Annotated in this window: 12 protein-coding genes and 1 pseudogene; 3 read left to right on the top strand and 10 right to left on the bottom strand. The window is 48.3% G+C overall.

Annotated features, from left to right (window positions below):
- From J5W02_RS03465 to J5W02_RS03445, 5 genes are all read right to left on the bottom strand, one after another.
- A complete protein-coding gene (locus tag J5W02_RS03465; protein WP_219964241.1) occupies window positions 1-2,754 on the bottom strand; it encodes a type I restriction-modification system subunit M in 2,754 nt (917 codons plus the stop codon).
- A gap of 114 nt (window positions 2,755-2,868) precedes the next feature.
- Window positions 2,869-3,627, bottom strand: coding sequence for a radical SAM protein (locus J5W02_RS03460; RefSeq protein ID WP_219964240.1), 759 nt, complete (start codon window positions 3,625-3,627; stop codon window positions 2,869-2,871).
- Window positions 3,624-4,829, bottom strand: coding sequence for a three-Cys-motif partner protein TcmP (gene tcmP, locus J5W02_RS03455; protein WP_219964239.1), 1,206 nt, complete (start codon window positions 4,827-4,829; stop codon window positions 3,624-3,626). The genes J5W02_RS03460 and tcmP overlap by 4 nt, the downstream gene beginning before the upstream one ends.
- A gap of 25 nt (window positions 4,830-4,854) precedes the next feature.
- The gene (locus J5W02_RS03450) at window positions 4,855-5,067 is read right to left on the bottom strand and encodes a helix-turn-helix domain-containing protein (protein ID WP_219964238.1); all 213 of its coding nucleotides are present in this window, start codon (window positions 5,065-5,067) and stop codon (window positions 4,855-4,857) included.
- Window positions 5,068-5,351: 284 nt separating this feature from the next.
- Window positions 5,352-6,758: a relaxase/mobilization nuclease domain-containing protein gene (locus tag J5W02_RS03445; RefSeq protein WP_219964237.1), complete on the bottom strand. Its 1,407-nt coding sequence runs from the start codon at window positions 6,756-6,758 to the stop codon at window positions 5,352-5,354.
- A 250-nt stretch (window positions 6,759-7,008) separates the two neighbouring features.
- On the opposite strand from J5W02_RS03445, the gene J5W02_RS03440 reads away from it, so the two are divergent.
- Window positions 7,009-8,217: a hypothetical protein gene (locus tag J5W02_RS03440; RefSeq protein WP_219964236.1), complete on the top strand. Its 1,209-nt coding sequence runs from the start codon at window positions 7,009-7,011 to the stop codon at window positions 8,215-8,217.
- A 47-nt stretch (window positions 8,218-8,264) separates the two neighbouring features.
- Window positions 8,265-9,439 (top strand): IS3 family transposase gene (locus J5W02_RS03435; RefSeq protein ID WP_219964235.1). Its coding sequence is split into 2 segments (ribosomal slippage): window positions 8,265-8,504 and window positions 8,507-9,439, totalling 1,173 coding nucleotides; the frame shifts between segments, so codons are not numbered across the junction.
- A gap of 194 nt (window positions 9,440-9,633) precedes the next feature.
- Here the strand turns inward: J5W02_RS03435 and J5W02_RS03430 are convergent.
- The 3 genes from J5W02_RS03430 to J5W02_RS03420 all read right to left on the bottom strand — a co-directional run bounded on the left by J5W02_RS03430 (window position 9,634) and on the right by J5W02_RS03420 (window position 11,155).
- The gene (locus tag J5W02_RS03430) at window positions 9,634-9,924 is read right to left on the bottom strand and encodes a CD1845 family protein (protein ID WP_219964234.1); all 291 of its coding nucleotides are present in this window, start codon (window positions 9,922-9,924) and stop codon (window positions 9,634-9,636) included.
- Window positions 9,925-10,052: 128 nt separating this feature from the next.
- Complete coding sequence (locus J5W02_RS03425; protein WP_219964233.1) at window positions 10,053-10,391, bottom strand: plasmid mobilization protein; 339 nt, start codon at window positions 10,389-10,391, stop codon at window positions 10,053-10,055.
- Window positions 10,392-10,393: 2 nt separating this feature from the next.
- The gene (locus J5W02_RS03420) at window positions 10,394-11,155 is read right to left on the bottom strand and encodes a DUF3849 domain-containing protein (protein ID WP_219964232.1); all 762 of its coding nucleotides are present in this window, start codon (window positions 11,153-11,155) and stop codon (window positions 10,394-10,396) included.
- A 66-nt stretch (window positions 11,156-11,221) separates the two neighbouring features.
- Between J5W02_RS03420 and J5W02_RS03415 the strand changes: the two genes are divergently transcribed.
- Window positions 11,222-11,482 carry a hypothetical protein gene (locus J5W02_RS03415; RefSeq protein WP_066647768.1) on the top strand — a complete coding sequence of 87 codons (261 nt, stop codon included), beginning with the start codon at window positions 11,222-11,224 and terminating at the stop codon, window positions 11,480-11,482.
- Between the two features lie 20 nt (window positions 11,483-11,502).
- On the opposite strand, the pseudogene J5W02_RS14865 reads toward J5W02_RS03415, so the two are convergent.
- Both J5W02_RS14865 and J5W02_RS14650 read right to left on the bottom strand, forming a co-directional pair.
- Window positions 11,503-17,643: pseudogene (locus J5W02_RS14865) on the bottom strand (DEAD/DEAH box helicase family protein); the annotation flags it as partial.
- 119 nt (window positions 17,644-17,762) lie between these two features.
- Window positions 17,763-18,116 (bottom strand): TnpV protein, encoded by a 354-nt coding sequence (locus tag J5W02_RS14650; protein ID WP_255575525.1) that lies wholly within the window; start codon window positions 18,114-18,116, stop codon window positions 17,763-17,765.
- Window positions 18,117-18,138 lie beyond the last annotated feature (22 nt).

The raw sequence follows: 18,138 nt of genomic DNA, 5'->3' as shown, positions 1-18,138 counted from the left end.
TCACTCACCTTTTAACAGCGACTGAAATTCGCTGAGGCCCTTCCTATCGTACTCACTGCCCTGCAAATCGTCGATCATCGCGGAAAGAGATGCTTCCGATTCTTTGATTTGCGTTTCAAGATCCAAACCGGTCACGGCATACTTTTCAACCAGTGCTTGTATGGAGTGAACCAAATCATTGATAATAGAGACGGGCATCGCATGAAGAGAGGCGGACAACGGGCTGATCCATTTCAGCCACAGAAGTTCCAAAGCCTGCTCGTCCGAAAGATTTTCAATCGTCTTTTTCGTCAGCAAATGCAGCGCGGCAGCAAGCTCTTTTGCTTCCTTCTTGAGATCTTTTTCCTCATCCATCAAAGACACCGCTTGAACCAATTTGGCCTCGAAAGAATCTTCCGGGAAGGTATAACCTTCCTGCAACGCCTTAATTCGCGCGGTCACTTTGCCTTTGGCATAAACTCCGCTGCCCTCAATTGCCGACCAATCCACCTCGGTATGCTCCGCGATATATTGCAGCTTTGCCGACTTGTTCTCTTTTTTATCTATTAGCGAAAGGTATCCGTAAAGGCCGGAAAGTTCCGGTGAATCCGCGTCTTCATAGATTTCTTTGAGCTTTTTTCTGACTTCGGCCGGGACAAAGGCGTCATTGTCATCATTCAGGAAATCGCCGACTTTTTCCTCTTCTGAGAATGACTCAATAATTTCCGTGTACTCGGCAGTAATATCCTCCAGACGTTTTTCCTTTGCTTTTACTTCGGCAGATTGTTCTTTCAGCAAGGTGGTCTGAACAAGTTCAAAGGGAATCACATGGCCGATCCATCCGTCCTGCACTTCTTCATCCTTGCCGTCCTTTTTCTTGATGACCATATTGGGGTCAACCTGCTTTGTGGAGGCAAAGCCTTCAGTTTGGATGATCTCTAAATCGGTGGAAATTTTACTCCATTCATCGTCAAGCAACTGATATGCCTTATATTTGTCTATCAGCGGTATCGCGGCGATGCGACCGAAAATATTCTCGCTGATAGCAGCCTCTTCCTGTGTAATGTTCAGCTCCTGCATTTTTTCAATCAGCTCAGAATCCAGATAGCCGTCAAAATCATTGAAAGCAGTTTCAAATGTGCGAATAAAGTCTTTTACATCGCTGCTGTCGGAAATAGCTTTTTTTACGTCGCTGACCGCAAGGGAAGAATAGGGCGTACCGTCATTTTGAAACAGCACATTCCGGAGCTGCGGGAAAGCCGTCCAGTAATCTTTCAGTAGTTCAATTTCAGCATTCGGAATCCCGCCGAACATTGTGGCATAAATATCCCATGATTCAGCGACATCCGACGAATCCACATAACGCGGAATATTCAAATTATAGTCATTTTCACGGATTGTCTTCTTAGTTACAAGGCGCGAATATTTATCAATCGTCTTTTTGCCTTCGATGGTATCAACGATTTTTTTGATATCCGACGCCTGCAGCTTGTTGTTCTTGCCTGCCTTGATAAACCCCTTGGAGGCATCGATAAACAAGACATCCGAATCCGGTCGCTTCTGCCTTAATACCATTATAATTGTCGGTATGCCGGTACCAAAGAAGATATTGGCAGGAAGGCCGATAATAGCCTCGATATTGTTGTTCTCAATGAGATTTTTACGGATTTTTCCTTCTTCGCTGCCACGGAAAAGAACTCCATGCGGCAGAACAATGGTCATAATACCGTCTGGTTTGATGTGATACAGATCATGCAGCAGAAACGCATAGTCAGCTTTGCTTTTTGGCGCCATACCATAACGTTTATAGCGTGGGTCCGTATCTTTATTTGAAGGGTCCCAGTGCTGCGAATAAGGCGGATTGGATACAACTGCATCCACATACAACGGGGTATAAGTTCTTGCGGGGTCCGCATCATCAAATAGGGGCCAGTCATCTTCCAAGGTATCACCGCAACGCACTACAATATTATCAGGAATAATGCCGCGCATAACGAGATTCATTCGAGTAAGGTTATATGTGTTTTCTTTCCACTCCTGCGCATAATATTTGATATTTTTTTTGTTTTCAATATACTTTGCAACGCTTTTGCCAATCGTAATAAGCAGAGAACCCGAACCGCTTGTAGGGTCATAAATCTCGATTTTTTCTCTGCCTTTCAGGTGATTTGCGACGATCTCAGACATGAGAAGGGAAACCTCATGAGGCGTATAGAATTCGCCTGCCTTTTTCCCGGCGTTCGCTGCAAAATTGCTAATCAGATACTCATAGATGAAGCCAAGAACATCGTAGTCCTGCTTCCCATCCATAGGGATGTCTTTGATGAGCTGTAAAAGATCGCTGATCGCTTTCGTCTGTGACCCCGCACTGTCTCCGAGCTTGCTCAGACCGGTTTGCAAGGTGTCAAAAATCTTATTAAATACCTTCTTGTGTGAATCACTGATCAGGCGACTGAAAGCAGAAAGAGCGTCTCTGACATTTGCCACGCTGAAATCTTTGCCCTTTTTAAGCCAGGTTGTAAACAGATTCTCATAAGAGATAAAATAGCCGAGCCGACTCTGACAATAGCCAACAGATTCATCATCGCTTTCGACAAGTTTTTTCAAATCCTCATCTGTCCAACCATCTTTTCTTAGAACGCCAATTTCCTCATCTGATAGAAATTTATAGAAAATAAAGCCAAGAATATAATCCTTATACTCATTTGCTTCGATCTTTGAACGCATCCGGTTTGCTGATTCCCAGATTTTTGACGCTAATTGTTGCTTGTTCATCGCTGCTCTCCTTAAGTTCCTCAAGCCGTGCACATTGCTTAAGGAATCCTAGTCTGTACCGATACCTCATAATGCCCACAGGTAAATGTGCCATGAAACAGGCTATTACCGATATCAGGTGATTGTTCCGCTCTTAATATGATAAGCAATATGTCGCTCTTCACAAAAAGCAACAACTGCGGCGGCTTGTTCGTTATAAAAATCTTTATGCCTCTTATAAGCAGTAATGTCTTTGCTATAATTTGTCCGGCCAAAAATAATCTTGTCTACGAAATTGATAGCATCCAGTATATTGTGGATGTCCTGTTCAATAAGGTTTGGCGTTGGGTACGGTTCAACACTTACCCATGTATAAAACCCTCTGTCGTGTAGTGCCTGTAGTGCGGCAAGTCTGTCCTGATATGGAGCAGAACCCGGTTCCATCCTTTGACGATAGTCTTCATCCAATGAAATGAGGGTGATTCCATATTCATTATTTTTTGAGTATTCTGCAAGTTCAATCGGAAGTATTCCCTTTGTAAGAACACAGCATTTGATTCCAGCATTATTAAGCTTACGTATTGCAGCAAGACTCATTTCTTTTATCTCATCGTATCCGCACATGAATGGATCAGTAGTAAAACACAATTGAACAGATTTGATTTTATTTTTTAACCTAGGAATTTCCTTATCAAGAATTTCTAGAGTATTACTTACGAGGCGCGGTTCTATCCAATCCTCATAAGAAGATACTTTTCCGAAACGTTTTGCCATCAAATATGCATAACAAGGATATTTGCAACCATGGGAGCATCCTTGCACGTGATTCATTGTATAGTCGCCATACTCCACACCAGTTTTGTATAACATGGTTTTTCTAGTGATTGTCTTCATGAATGCCACCTAATTTCTGTTCTCTGTTTTTTTTCATCTGCAAAAAAAGAAGATGGCTTTCCTCCCTTGGTATATGCCGGAGTCCTTTGCACTTCAAGCATCCCCTGATCTTCCAAATCTTTATATACCGATTTAACCACACTTGCTTTGCATATCGGCCCATATTTCATAAAAAAGTCTGCAAGAACAATGTTGAGTCTGCAAAACGAAAAATACCCAGAAACGTGCTCGACCACTTTTTTACGGATGTCTTCCTCATCTACCATATCATTATTATAGTTTTCTTCCCACAGTTGCATTTGTCCCCCATCTTGAATATCTTTCATTAATTGCCAGCGGCAGCAGATATTATCAACCATCAAAAGGCAACCATCAACATGATTTGTGGCATGAATCATTCTGTATTTTGGAAGCTGTCCGCGTTTGATTTTCAAAGGCATATTAAGTACATATTTAAAATTTTGACGTAACCGATCGCAATACTGTTCAGCAAATTGCGCTTCAGCTTCGTAAACGGATATTTCATTTCGGTTTTTTGCTTTTATAATCTCTTGCCAATAGTCACCACCTGCAATATTATTAAGCACATTAACAGATTTCTCGTTTGCTTCAAGTTTTGTACTTTCATATTCGATCAAGTCTTCAAATATTGATGCATCTTCAAAAGGAACCCCTAGGACACGACATCCTTCCCGAATAAATCCAAAAGAATTCATATTGATTAAAAGCTCGATGCTGTTAAATTTGTACCGTGTTGAAAACGATTGAAATAGCCCATAGTTTAAAGCCTTAATTCCATAAGGGTCGATATAGAGAAAGACGTTGCATCCGGATTTGTCTGAAAGCAGTTTTTCAATTTCATCCTCATAGCGTCCTGAAATGATACCAACTTCACCATATTCCGTGAGATTAGTGCGTAGATCATCTGCATAGTTTACATCAATGAAAAAGGGCTTAATGTTCCAGTCATTCATTTTGGTATAGCCTAAACAGCCCTGTATGGTATTCAATGCTATAAGAGGTGATCCGGGTTTTCCGTCTTCAAATTTTCCTTTACCAGCAAAGCAATCAACATATATGATAGGACGTTGGGTGTGAAGTATTTTTTGAATGTATGGCTTCAGATAGCAGCCCAGAAGCTCATCTTTCACTTCAGACCATGGTTTTTTAACTTTAAAAAAGTCATCATTTTTCTTCGCCATACAATCTACCTCGCATATAACGGCTTTAGTTGTGGTTATCAGGTAACATTTCCATAATGTCACTAATATCGCAGCTCAGCGCCGTACAAATTTTTTGAAGTATCTCTGTATTTACGTTCTCATTCTTTCCGAGTTTTGTGATAGAAGCAGAACTTACGCCCGCCAGCCTTTGTAAATCCTTTTTTTTCATATCTTTATCAATCAGCAGCTTCCAGAGTTTTTTATAGCTAATAGCCATTTCAATCACCTCTTTGAAAATGGTTGGTGTAAAAAAGCACAAAAATATTATATCGCGCCAGCAATTCATAATCAATGCTTCTTCTTTACAAACGCTTGAATTATTTCTACGAAATATTGAATTTTGCTATGACATGCTAAACGGATTCAGACCCTTACGATCATTCATTAGTGAGCATAAATTAGTTTGCAATTGCATTATTTGGGCATTTTAGAATGTATTTCTATTTTACGTGTATCTCTGCAACTACCCATTCTCCGCGTGCTTCCGGGAGCGTGGACAGCTCAACGCTGCCCATGCTCTTTTTCTTTCTCCTCTTGGCACCTGTCGGTGCCGAGTAAACGATCCACATTGGCCTTGACGGTCAACAGATCTTTCATCTCATCTCGGACCTTGCGATAATCAGCGTAGGCCGCTTTTTTCTCTGCCAGTATCGCCGCATATTCGGCTTGTAAGCTCTTGACAGTGGGAAATTTTTTCACACCCAGCTCGTCGAACGATTTCTTCGCCGCCTTGTGCAAAAGGATGTCGCTCTCATGCTCCGAAAGAAACTTTTTTGAATACCCCGCCTTGCGGTAGGCAACGTAGGTGTCGCGAGTTTTGGCATAATTGACGATCTGCGTTTTCAGAACGGCGATCTCTGCCAGACGTTTTTCAGCTACTTTGATTTGTGTGGAAAGTTCGTTGTACCGGGCGGTAGCCGAAGTCGTTTTAGAGGCAAGCGCATCGTACTCCAACAGGCTGTGTTCGGTGAGATAATTCACCGTCTGCGCCATCTGTTTGAGATTGAACACCTTTGCCCAGCGTTCGTAACCGACGCCCTTTCCGGCGCGGAGTTTGGCCTGAATATCCACCAGCAGATTGACTTGTTTCTCAGACACAGACCGGATGATTTCCTTACGCGGTTTTTGTGCCTTTTCGCCGGAGAGGACGGCTCGCAATTCCGTTTCTCCGTAGCCGCTGCCGAGCGTATCCAGCCGGATAAACCGCTTCTGATTCTTTCCGCGCAGGGAAGAAATTTTTCCTGGTTTGACTTCATATCCGGCTTTCCGCAAGAGCTTCAGGAGCGCGTCAAAATCGGCAGGCTTCTGGGCAAGAGATGCATCTATTGCCACACGCAAAATTTCCCGGTTGGAGGGCTTTGCCTGATCGCCCAGCCACTTGTTGTAGCTCTTGCCGTGACGCTTCGGAGTTTCCACGATAGACAAGCCGTTCTCAATGCACAGCGTATCATTCAACCGCCGCACGGCTCTGGTGCTTCCCCAAAAGTTTCGGAACTTCCGTGTGCAGTCGAGGGACGTGGAATCCCAGATGATATGATTATGGATGTGGTGTTTGTCGATGTGGGTACAGACAACGAAAGCATGGTTCCCATTCGTAAAGCGTCTGGTAAGCTCACAGCCGATCCGGTTTGCTTCCTCCGGTGTAATCTCGCCGGGGACAAAGGACTGCCGGAGATGATAGGCGATCACATCGTCCGCGCCGCGCGTTCTGCCGGTGAGCGCGGCATACTGCCGTTTGGAAAAAAGAAATTCAGCGTCGGCTGTCCGACTATCGCATTCATAGCCGGTGATAAGCCTGCCATAATCCGTTTTCTCCGGGTTTTCTGCATAATCAATAATGTCGCTGATTGCCGTGCAAACGTCCCGGCCCTTGCCCGTATGTAGCGGCATCAGCCGCGTGGTTGCCATAAACACTCCTCCCTGTAAATAAAAAAAGGAAGCGATGAAGCTTCCAGAAAAGCATTAAGAAAATAGCCGATCAGTCGCAATTATTTCTTTTTAAGGCAAAGGTCATGTGGATACCTTACAAATTGTTATTGAATCTGATATAATGTATGTAATAATTTCCCGAATTGAAAATGAGCTATCATAGAATTTGTGGTTAAGTGTAGATAATAGCAACAGGTTCAGTTAAGCGCTTTGAAAGAGGAAGAATAAAATGTACTTTGTTGTTTTGCAAGTTGCTACTTCTGCAAGATCTAATTGGTTTAGCATGTTCTTAGATTTTATAAATAAGCTTCCACTTACAGAATTGTTAGTTGGAGTTGTAGTTCCAATTTTAGCAGCATGGATATCCTATGCACTGGCTGAAAGAGCAACCAGACGTAAAGAATTTAACAGGCTATTTATACAGATTGAGCTAGTGAAAAAAGAACTATTAGAAAACAATGGCTCTATACTGAATTTTACATCTGAATATGAAGAAAAGGTTATACTAAATAAAGAGTTAGAGTTCCCGCTGGCTTTTTGTAAAGAGTTGCTAGTTGAAGTGTTAAACAAACTGGAAAAGGTTAAGACTGATTATTTCTACTTTGATAATGATAAGTTATATGAAAAGCCAAACTGTTTGTATATTTTGGCACAGAAGATTGAAAGTATCAATTCTGCAATCGAAACTGAAGAGCTTAGATTTTATGATGATGAATATTTAGAAGCAAAGCAAATACATATAGTTTCAAAATTAAAAGATGAAAGAGAGCAATATATAATTGAATTAAAAAAGAATCAAGATAGAGATATTTACAAAGAATTCATACAAATACAATCCTTCATAGAGCGAAATTCATTTGAGAACTTATTTGCAAAAAATGATATATCAGAAAACAACTTTGAAATATTGAAATATATTTATAACGGCATAAAAGATTTTAATACGAAAGAAAACAAAGATAAATCAGATGTAGCCCTTTTGTATGAAAAGTTAGTTCTGTTTAAGATAAGTTCAGATGTTGTCCAAGAAGGCCAATTTGATCAAGATACTTTTGATTTGTATTATAAGGGTTTTGAAAAAACTGATGGCTTCGAAGGAAGATTATATGATATTTGTGAAAAGTACTATAAATTGGTTGCCACAGATAGCTTTATCGAAAAATATACATTTAATATGAATAGCCAAAAATGGAAGGACAATAGCACAGAATTAGTTTTATTAAGTGATAGCGACTTATATATTTCTATAAGTGAATTATATGAGAAAGTAAATAAATTAGATGACAAATTTATAGAAATGAAGAATGATAATCTTCAAAATTTCTATACTTATAGCGAGAGTATTACTCACACTATATTAGAAATTATTTCAAAGTTAGAGAAACATCAATCCAAAATAGCAAAATGGTGTAAGTGTAATGGTATAGTGAACTTGTAACGCTCCTGCCTAATGGATTACAATGTCTATTAGAAAAGGAGTACGCCATGCAAACAATTACTGAGGAAACCAAAAAGAAAGTTGTAAAACTACATATCCAGGACGGTCGCACAATTGCCAGTCTTGCTGCCGAATACGGAATCTGTCACGCTACCGTTTCAAACTGGATTCGCGCTTACCGTGAAGAATGCCAAACAAATGATGCCGCAAAGTCTGAAAACGAATTAATGCTGGAAGTTAGGCAGCTTCAGAAGAAACTTGCAGAAGCTGAAAAGGAAAACGACTTTCTAAAAAAAGCAGCGGCATTCTTTGCGAAGGAAATCGATTAGTGGCATATCGGTTCATCGAGAAACATCAGAGACATTTCGGAACCCGTTGGCTGTTAAAACGAATGGGAATATTTCCAAACGCATACTACAATTACCTGAAACAAGCCAAGGCTGCTTACCGTGCAAAGAAAAGTGAGATTTGCCGTAAAATCAAGGATATCTATCATGAATTCGGCGGAATTCTTGGCTACAGAAGCATGCGTGTTTTTCTTGCAAGGGATCAGATATTTTTAAGTAAAACTACGGTTCACAAATATATGAACAAAGAGCTCCATCTGCAGTGTGTCTGCCGCCGTAAGCGGCCTGGGTACAAAAAGGGACATGCCCACAAAATCTTTCCAAACCTGCTGGAACGAAACTTTGTGGCAGACAAAGCCAATCAGGTCTGGTGTACGGATTTTACATATGTTTTTCTTACGAACGGTTCCATGCGTTATAACTGTACCATCATTGATTTATATGACCGCAGCGTGGTCGCAAGTGAAACAGGCAAATGGATTACGAGCGATTTAGCGATTATGACTCTTGAAAAAGCCCTTCATTCCCAGAAAAAGAAACCCCAGAATTTGATATTGCATTCCGATCAGGGAAGCCAGTTTACTTCCGCTCAATTTATCCTTTATTGTCGGCAACACGGTATCACGCAGAGTATGAGCGCCGCAGGTTGTCCTTATGACAATGCTCCGATGGAACGTTATTACAATACTTTCAAGGCAGAATTGATCAATCGCTTCAACTTTCGAACCGATGAAGAATTGACACATGCTGTTTCAGAATTCGCCTATGTTTGGTACAATCAGGTTCGCCCTCACTCTTACAACGATTATCGAACGCCCTATGAGGCAAGGTATGGATTGAATCAATTTAGACAGTTGTGTTACAAAAATGCTTGACCATTACAAAGTAACTGCAGCGAAGAATGTGCAAAAGATATTTTATCTGAGTTGTCTCATGCATTTTGAGTAAACCGTGAAGCTTTAGGTGATGATGGAGCTTCCCAATTTGTTTACACTTACTCCTTACAACTGATTAAAGGGCGTAGAGCTTTCCAAAGACTCCGCGCCCTTTAATTCTGAGACTCTCTTCTTCAACCATAAACCCGGTCCTGAATCGCGTACCGCAAATCCTGTATCTTGCCGAGCAGCCATGCCGCCGCCATCGGAATTCCGTATGGACTGACGAGGATCGCCATCACCAGCAGGACGATCCCGTTTGTAACCTGATGGGTAATCAGTGTCAGCACACCGAAGATGCCGAGGACCGTTCCAGCAAGGCCAAATACCCATGCCGAGCAGTACAGCAGACCGGAGCAAATCCAGACGAAAACGGTCAGAACCACAATGACCGGAGCGACGAGTATTTTCAGTATCAGCCTCATAAAATCGGCCCCCTTTTTATTTCTGATACCACCATACTGCTCTGAATATTTTTTTACAAGGATGCTGCAAAAAAATAATGGGGCGGCTTACACGTCGTAAACCGCCCCGCTTTTCGGAACATACGTCCCTATTTTAATTTTGCAAGCACGGCGAGAATATCAGTAGCCGCCTGCCACAGCCGTTCCTGATTTTGGACAATATCCTCTAAATCCGTGTCATAAACGCGCCCCGTTTCATGCACCCGCTTGGTAAGCTGGTTCAGGTTGTTGCTGGACCGGCGCAGGAGGGAAACCATCTCCTTCAGCTCCGGTAGTTCGAGCTTCACCACATACCCGTCGATAGCAATTTTGCGAAGATACGCCGCCATATTTTTCGTACCGAGCTGTGCCATTTTCTGTTCGATCATTTCACGCTCCTGCGAAGTAACGCGGAATTTGAGCTGGACTTTCCGTTCCCTGTTTGCCATCGTCAACGCTCCGGGGCGTCCCGCTTAACGGAGGACGGCGTATCTGCCGCCTTAATGTTCTCCAGCTTTTTTCGCACGGACGGCTTGCGCTGGCGAAGCGGCTGGTCGCGGTTTTCACCCTTCTGGATTAAGGCGAAAATCCCTTTCCGGTCGTTGAGCGCGGAGAACGACAGGGACTTGAACGGCAGCAGCGCGAACAGCCGGTCTTGATCTTTGGTGGAAGCGCGGATCAAAAAATCCGGCGAAATCTGCGCCATGAAATGCGTCCCGCTGGGACTGTTCGGCTCACGTTCGGATTGCAGACGCCGGAGAAGCCTCGCGGCCTCCGACTGAATGTCCTCTTTGGTCAGAGGCTGGGTCAACAGATATTCGCGCCGCGCCTGATTGATGAAAAGGTCTACCAGACCGGGATGCGCTCTATCTACGATAAATTCCCGGTTTCGATTATCCCCAAAGCCGTTCTCATCGTCAAAGACAGGAATTGTCCGCGCCCAATCCTTATTTCTGCGGTCAATGCGCCCATCCCAATCTTTCTCGCGGACAGTGTTCGCAAGCACATAGAGAGTGCGGTCAAATCCAAACTCGGCAATGACCTGTTTTGCGGTGTCGCTGCCGAGACAATTATTGCGGTAATTGTCCCGGATGGCCGTTTCAATTGCACCCTTGCAGGCCACGTTCGCCTTGTGGGATACGCGGTATTGTTCTATCTCGCCATGTTCCCGCGCATAGGCGGCGGGATATTTGTAGACGGGTATCGTATTCATTTTTAACCTCCTGATTTTTTGTCCTGATTTATGATATAATTTGCGATAGGAAATGGGGGTGTGCAAATGGCATACAGTGAACAGATGTGGCAGGACGCGAAAAAGAAATGCCGCCTGAATAACGAGGACATTGAACTGGCGAAAAGGCTCGGCCTGAATCCGCGCAGCCTCGTCAAAAACATCCCCAATAAAAGCGAGCCGTGGAAAGCGCCGGTCAGCGTTTGGCTGCATGAAATAGATGAAAAGCGCCGGAAGAAATCCGAACAAAAGCAGAAACGCAGGGCAAAAGCCGCAGCCGCCCGAAATGACGGCTCCGACACAAAATGATTCCGTGCCGGAGTCTTTTCTTATCGGGCCAATTCATGTTTCAGTTTTTTTCCCGTCCCGCAGACGCAGGGCGTTTTCAGGCTCTCCAGCACGGAGGGCCTTTCGCTTTTCTCCAGAACCTCCGATGCCTGCCGCTGGGCGGGGGCGCGGCTGTCGATGTCCAGCAGGGCGTTCAGCTCCGCGAGGCGGGCACTCTTTTGCGCAAGCTCCGCTTCCTGCGGAAACGGCTTGCCGATCTCGGCTTTTGCCGCCGCTATCTGAGAATGAAGATTATCAAGCTGGGAGTAAACATTCTGCAACCGCTTCGGCATATCGGAAAGGGCGTTGTCGATGCGGATCAGATTGCCGCGCGCGTCCTTGCCCAGCGTGACGCGGTGGCTCATCTGCCCTTTGAGGGTGAGGATGAAATCCTGTCCGAAACCCTCCACGGACAGAGACATGGTAAAGCCCCGATAGCTGCCGATTGCTATCGGCTCCAGCCCCTTGACTTCTTTGCAGGCTTCCAGAATGGCGGCACCGGCGTTGTCCTTGTCGGTGAGGGAATCGCCCCGCACCACCATTTCAGCAAATCCGTCCTTCGGGTGCGGGTGCGCTTCCAGCGTCGCCATATCCGTTTCCAGCCCTTTGATGAAGCCTTTATTCCGCTCAATTTCCTCCGGGAAATATTTGAGCAGATTGTCCTCCAGCCGGAACTGCTGGCTCTGGTGGTTGGCTTTCATCAGTTTCAGCTTGGCCACGTCCATGTCGAGGTCCATCTTCTCTTTGATCCGCTCGTCCCCGGCGCACAGGGCCTTGATTTCCGCGTAGGAGAGCGCCGTCTCGTCGATGTCCTCACAGGAGCGAACGGGGCTTTTGCTTGTCATGATCTGCGAGATAAATTTTTGCTTATTTTCCACAGTTTGCCAGAGGTACGAATCGAATGTCCCTTCGGTGACGTAACGGAAAATGTGTCCCTCGGGATTGGTGTTGTACTGCCGGATGATGCGTCCAGACCGCTGTTCCAGATCGCCGGGACGCCACGGGCAGTCCAGATCGTGAGAAGCAATCAAAAGGTCCTGCACGTTCATCCCGGCCCCCATCTTGGCGGTGCTGCCCATGAGGACGCGCACCTGTCCGGCACGGACCTTTGCGAACAGCTCCTTTTTCTTTATTTCGGTATCGGCGTCGTGGATAAACGCGATCTGTTCGGAGGGAACGCCACGCGCGATGAGCTTGTCGCGAATGTCCGAGTAGACGCTGAACGCTTCCGGCGCATCGGCCTCCGGCGTGGCATCCTGCAAAGCGTGAAGCTCCGTGCCGCCCGCGAGCTTTCCACCAGCCCGGACCGCCCGGTTTTCCTTGGCGGCGGCGCGGCCCTTGGGAGTAGAAATATCGCAGAAAACAAGCTGCGTCAGCTTTTTGTCCTGCCCGTCGTGCCAGAAGCGAAAGACGTTATTGACGCACATGTTGACCTTGCTGCCGGGATTGTCGGGGAGCATGGGGTTGATAACACGCTGGTCGAGGCCGAGCTTGCGCCCGTCCGACGTAATTTTGAGCATGTTGTCCAAATGCGGGTCAACGGAACCGGAATGGACGGCGGCGGCGCGCTCCGAGAGCTTTTTCACCATTTCTTTCTGGATTTCCGAGGGCTGCGCGACTTCGTTGTGGTATACGGCTTTCGGCGTGGGAAGGTTGAGCTGGTCGGCGGTTTTGATGTCCGCTGCTTCCTTGAACAGCAGCATCAGTTCCGGCAGATTATAGAACCGGGCAAAGCGCGTCCGCGCCCGGTATCCGGTCCCCTCCGGAGCTAGCTCGATGGCCGTCATGGTTTCTCCGAACGTTGAGGCCCAGCAATCAAAATGGACGAGATTCTGCTCTTTCAGGGTTTCATATTGGAGGTAGCGCATCATCGTATACAATTCCGTCATTGAATTGCTGACCGGCGTCCCGGTGGCGAACACGACGCCTCGGCTGTGCGTGATTTCGTCGAGATACCGACATTTCAGAAACATGTCGCTGGACTTCTGCGCGTCGGTGGTGGAGAGGCCCGCCACGTTGCGCATTTTTGTGTAGAGAAACAGATTTTTGTAGTTGTGCGCTTCATCCACGAACAGACGGTCCACGCCGAGTTGCTCAAAGGTCACGACATCATCCTTGCGGGAGTTGTCGTTGAGCCGCTTCAACCGGGCCTCAAGTCCCTTTTTGGTGCGCTCCAACTGCTTGATGGTAAACTGCTCCGCGCCGCTGTCCTTGAGTTCTTCCAGCCCGTTTTCAATTTCCCAAATCTGTTCCTGAATCAGCCGTTTCTGCCGTTCCAGAGAGACGGGGATTTTTTCAAACTGCGAGTGTCCCATGATGATCGCGTCGTAGTCGCCGGTGGCGATCCGGGCGCAGAACTTCTTACGGTTGCGTTTCTCAAAATCCTTTTTGGTAGTAACAAGAATGTTGGCCGAAGGGTACAGCCGCAGGAATTCGGAGGCCCACTGTTCCGTCAGGTGGTTCGGCACGGCAAACAGGGATTTTTGACACAGCCCCAGCCGCTTGCCCTCCATTGCGGCGGCGATCATTTCGTAGGTTTTGCCCGCGCCCACGACGTGCGCCAGCAGGGTGTTCCCGCCGTAAAGCTGGTGCGCCACGGCGTTGAGCTGATGATCCCGCAGCTTGATTTCGGGATTCATGCCGGGGAATACAAGATGTCGCCCATCGTATTCACGCGGGCGGCTGGAATTGAACAGCTCGTTATATTTTTTCGTCAGCGTCCGGCGTCGTTCCGGATCACGCCAAATCCAGTCATGGAAAGCGTCCTTGACGGCCTGCTGCTTCTGCTGGGCGAGGGTGGTTTCCTTGGAATTGAGGACGCGGCGCACCTTGCCGTCCGGGTCGGTCACGGTATCGTAAATCCGCGTATCCCGGAGATTTAGGCTGTCCTCCAGAATCCGGTAGGCGTTGGCCCGGTCGGTGCCGTAGGTGACGTAAGCCGCTATGTCGTTGTACCCGACGCTGTTTTTGTTAGAGATGGCCCACTCTGCTGTAAAGGAAGAATAGTTTATCCGGATGCCGTCGCGCACACCGGACGGTGGGTTGAGTAGTTCCTCCATGAACTGCTGAATGTACTCCTTGTCGATCCATGTAGCGCCGAGGCGCACCTCGACTTCCGAGGCGTCAAGGTCCTTCGGCTGGGCGGCTTCCAGCGCCTCGATATTGGGCGATATTTTCTCCGCGAGGTCGGGCCGCATTTCCGCGAGGGCCTTGGCCAGCCGAAGCTTGCGGCGCACGTTGCCGGAAAGGTATTCATCGGCGGTGACGAATGGAATATTGTCCAGCTTGTAAAAGGCTTTTGGAACGCTCGCCGGGTCCTGTTCGCCAAAATCGCGGAAGATAACGCCCCGCAGTTCGTCGGCCAGCGTCTCCGGCGTTTTGCCGGTGAGGGATGCCATGTAATCCATATCCACCCGCGCCTTTTCCGCGATGGAGAGCGAGAGAGCTTCCGACGCCGTGTCCACGGAAGTGACGATTTTCCGCTGCCGGATGGTGCGCTTGGTGAACATGTCGGCCTTGCGCTCCAGCTTGCCGTCCTCGTCAATCACTTCCAGAGAACAGAGCAGATAGTAGGAGGAATCCTCCGAAAACGCGAGGCTGTTGCCGCGCGAGTTGATGAGACCGTATTTCGCAGAAAAAGCGCCATATAAAGTGTTGAGTTCGGCCTGCGTCTTATGGATTTCCGCGTCGGAAGCAGATTCGTCGAGTTGCTGGTTAATAAGTTTCTGCACACAGTCCCGCAGCTCCACCATGCCCATGACGCGGGCTTTGGCCGTCTCGTTCAGCTCCGGCCGCACCATGCGGGAATTTTCCCGGTAGTACACCTCGCCGTCCACGACCGTGTAAGAATAGTTTTTCACGTCGGGGTCTGCCGGGATGGAATCGTCGATTTCCTCATTTTCACCGAGATCGGGAGTATCCAGTTCCGTGACCTGTCCCTGAATATGGGAAACGACTTCGTGGAGCTGTTCGGAAAGATCGGCGTCAGGGAATGGTTCGCACGTCGTTTCCTTTTTATCGCCGTGCATCTTATCGTCCCATTTGATGGTTCCCAGCACCATTTCGGGATGATCGGCAAAGTAGCTGTTGACGGGTATTCCATCTTCGGTTTGGCCGAGATGCACCCAATCCGGCTCAATGACGATGGGGCGATCGCGTTTCTGGAGGAAAAGAATGTCGGTGGTGACTTCTGTTCCGGCGTTGGCCTTGAAAGCGTTGCTTGGCAGACGAATCGCGCCCAGCAAGTCCGCGCGCTGGGCGATGTACCGCCGCACTTCCGGAGACTGTTTATCCATCGTGTACCGGCTGGTCACGAACGCGATTACGCCGCCCGGACGCACCTGATCGAGCGTTTTGGCAAAGAAATAATCGTGGATGGGAAAGCCAAGCTTGTCATAGGCCCGGTCGGAAACCTTGTAACTGCCGAACGGCACGTTGCCAACCGCCAAATCGAAAAAATCTTTCCGCTCGGTAGTTTCAAAGCCCGCCACAGTGATGTTGGCATTTGGGTAAAGCTGCTTGGCAATCCGCCCTGTGATGTTGTCCAGTTCCACGCCGTAGAGCCGGGATGCCGCCATGCTATCCGGCAGCAGACCAAAAAAGTTGCCGACGCCGCAGGCCGGTTCCAGAATGTTGCCTGTTTGAAATCCGAGATTTTTCACGGCCTCATAGATGGCCTTGATAACTGTCGGGCTTGTGTAGTGGGCGTTCAGGGTGGAGGCCCGCGCCATTTCGTATTCTTCGGCGGTCAGCGCGCCGACCAGCTCGGTATACTCCTTTGACCATGCAGCGTTGTCCGGGTCGAACGCCTGCGGGATGCCGCCCCAGCCAACATAGCGGGAGAGGGTTTCCTGTTCCTCCTGCGTTGCCGTGCGGCCCTCGGCCTCAATGGTTTTCAGGTTGCGGATGGCGGCGATATTGTACCCATACTTGGTTTTTGCGCCGCCCACGCCCAAATGATCGTCGGTGATGCGGAAGTTTTCGGCGGCGGGCTGCTCCGGCGTAAACAGAGCGGCGTTGCGTTCGTCCTGCCGGATGCCGTTTTCAAAGGCGTCGCGGCTGACCACTTCATGGCTCCACGAATAGGGACCGGTGTCGATGCGAACGTCCTTTTCCCCGGCATAGCCCACGGTGCCGGACAGTTCCTGCCCTCCATAATCCAGTACCGCGTGACCGCCCGGTTGATAAAACGGTTTGCCATCCAGATTTGCAGGCTCCCGCAGGACCGGCTCATGGGAAAAGCCGTCCTGCTCCCGCTGATACAGGGCGCGGAGGATAGGGGCGATTTCTTCCCAACGGGCACTCCGTTTGCTGTTGTACTTGTCGTGGATATTGATTTCAAAACCCGTGGTGGTGGCAAAGAGATCCGCCGTCTCGCCGGTGGTCAGCTCCATCGTATCGGAAGTCCCGGCGTAAGTTAGGGAAAGGCGCTGGGCCACGCGGGTGTTGCCCTCGTTTTCGCGGAAATACCCCGCGATATGCTCCTTGTCCCGCTGTTCCAGCAGGCCGGAAGTCAGGGCTTCGCGCAGATCGGCCTCCGTGTGTTCCAAATCCGCAGCGAGAAATTCCGTAATGGGGCCATTCCGGGAATCCCGGCGCAGCATATTTTCAAAGTTCTCCCGGCTCTCTGCGCGAAAAATGGGATAGGCAAGCGCCGGGTCGTGGAGCTGGACGTCGGAAGTTCCGATGTCGGTGATTTCAAAGGGCTTATTGTCCAGATATACCGTGTCGCCCACCTTGTAGGGCAGAGGGATTGTGGCGTTCTCGGGAATTGCCTGCTGGACATCCTCCCTCTGCTCGCCGGAAAGTGACAAGACCACATTATGGAAAGTGATGCCGTTTTCGATGGTGTCGCCGGTACGGGTGATCGGCTGATCGCTCAAATCGGGCGGCGCGGGCTGTTCTTCCGGTGTGTAAAAACGATTTTCCCGGATGAGCTGGGCGATTCGCCGCTGCACCTTCGGCCACGGCAAATCCGTCGATGTGCGGCCTACGGTTACGGGGAAGGCCGGGAGATCGTCGCCGTACTCGGCGCGCAGAAATGCCGCCGTGTCCTTGTCGCGGGCATGTTCCCGCATATATTCGACAACGGCCCGTTTACTTTCGGTACTGCCGTTCCATTCCTGAAGAGCGGCGTCAATGTCGGCTTGGGCCGTACCGCTTTTTTCCGACTTCTGCGGTGCGGGTACAGAAAAAGCGGAGGGCTTTTCGCTCTCCGCTTCGTCGATCCGCTGTATTTGTTCCTGCTCCGACGGGAAGAAACTTAGCTGTAGATAAGCTCCGTCAGTATCGTTTCCTCGGCCTGCGCTTTCAGGTCGTTCATGAAGCCCACCCAGCGCATCGGGTCGGAGGCTTTCAGGCTCTCCGTCACGCCTGCCGACTTCATCAGCTCCGGCATCATGCACTCCAGCCGCGCCGTTGCCGTCCGCTCGATCTCCAACAGGTGCGGGTACAGCTTCTCCGACAACAACAGGCTGTTGTACAGCACCGGACGGTGCTCCTTCAGGTAATTTTTGCGCATCCTCCCGTATTTCCCGATGCTCTCCGTCGGCTCCGTGATCGTCAGGTCCGGAATCAGGTAATCCCCGTTCTTGGTGTAGGTCAGGTTGTTCTCCATGTGTGGCGCTCCTTTCCGCGAG

The organism is Caproiciproducens faecalis, from assembly GCF_019448085.1.
GTDB classification, from domain to species: Bacteria; Bacillota; Clostridia; order Oscillospirales; family Acutalibacteraceae; genus Caproiciproducens; species Caproiciproducens faecalis.
Note: the sequence above shows the minus strand (reverse complement) of the source record. Positions and strands in the feature narration are given on the sequence as shown.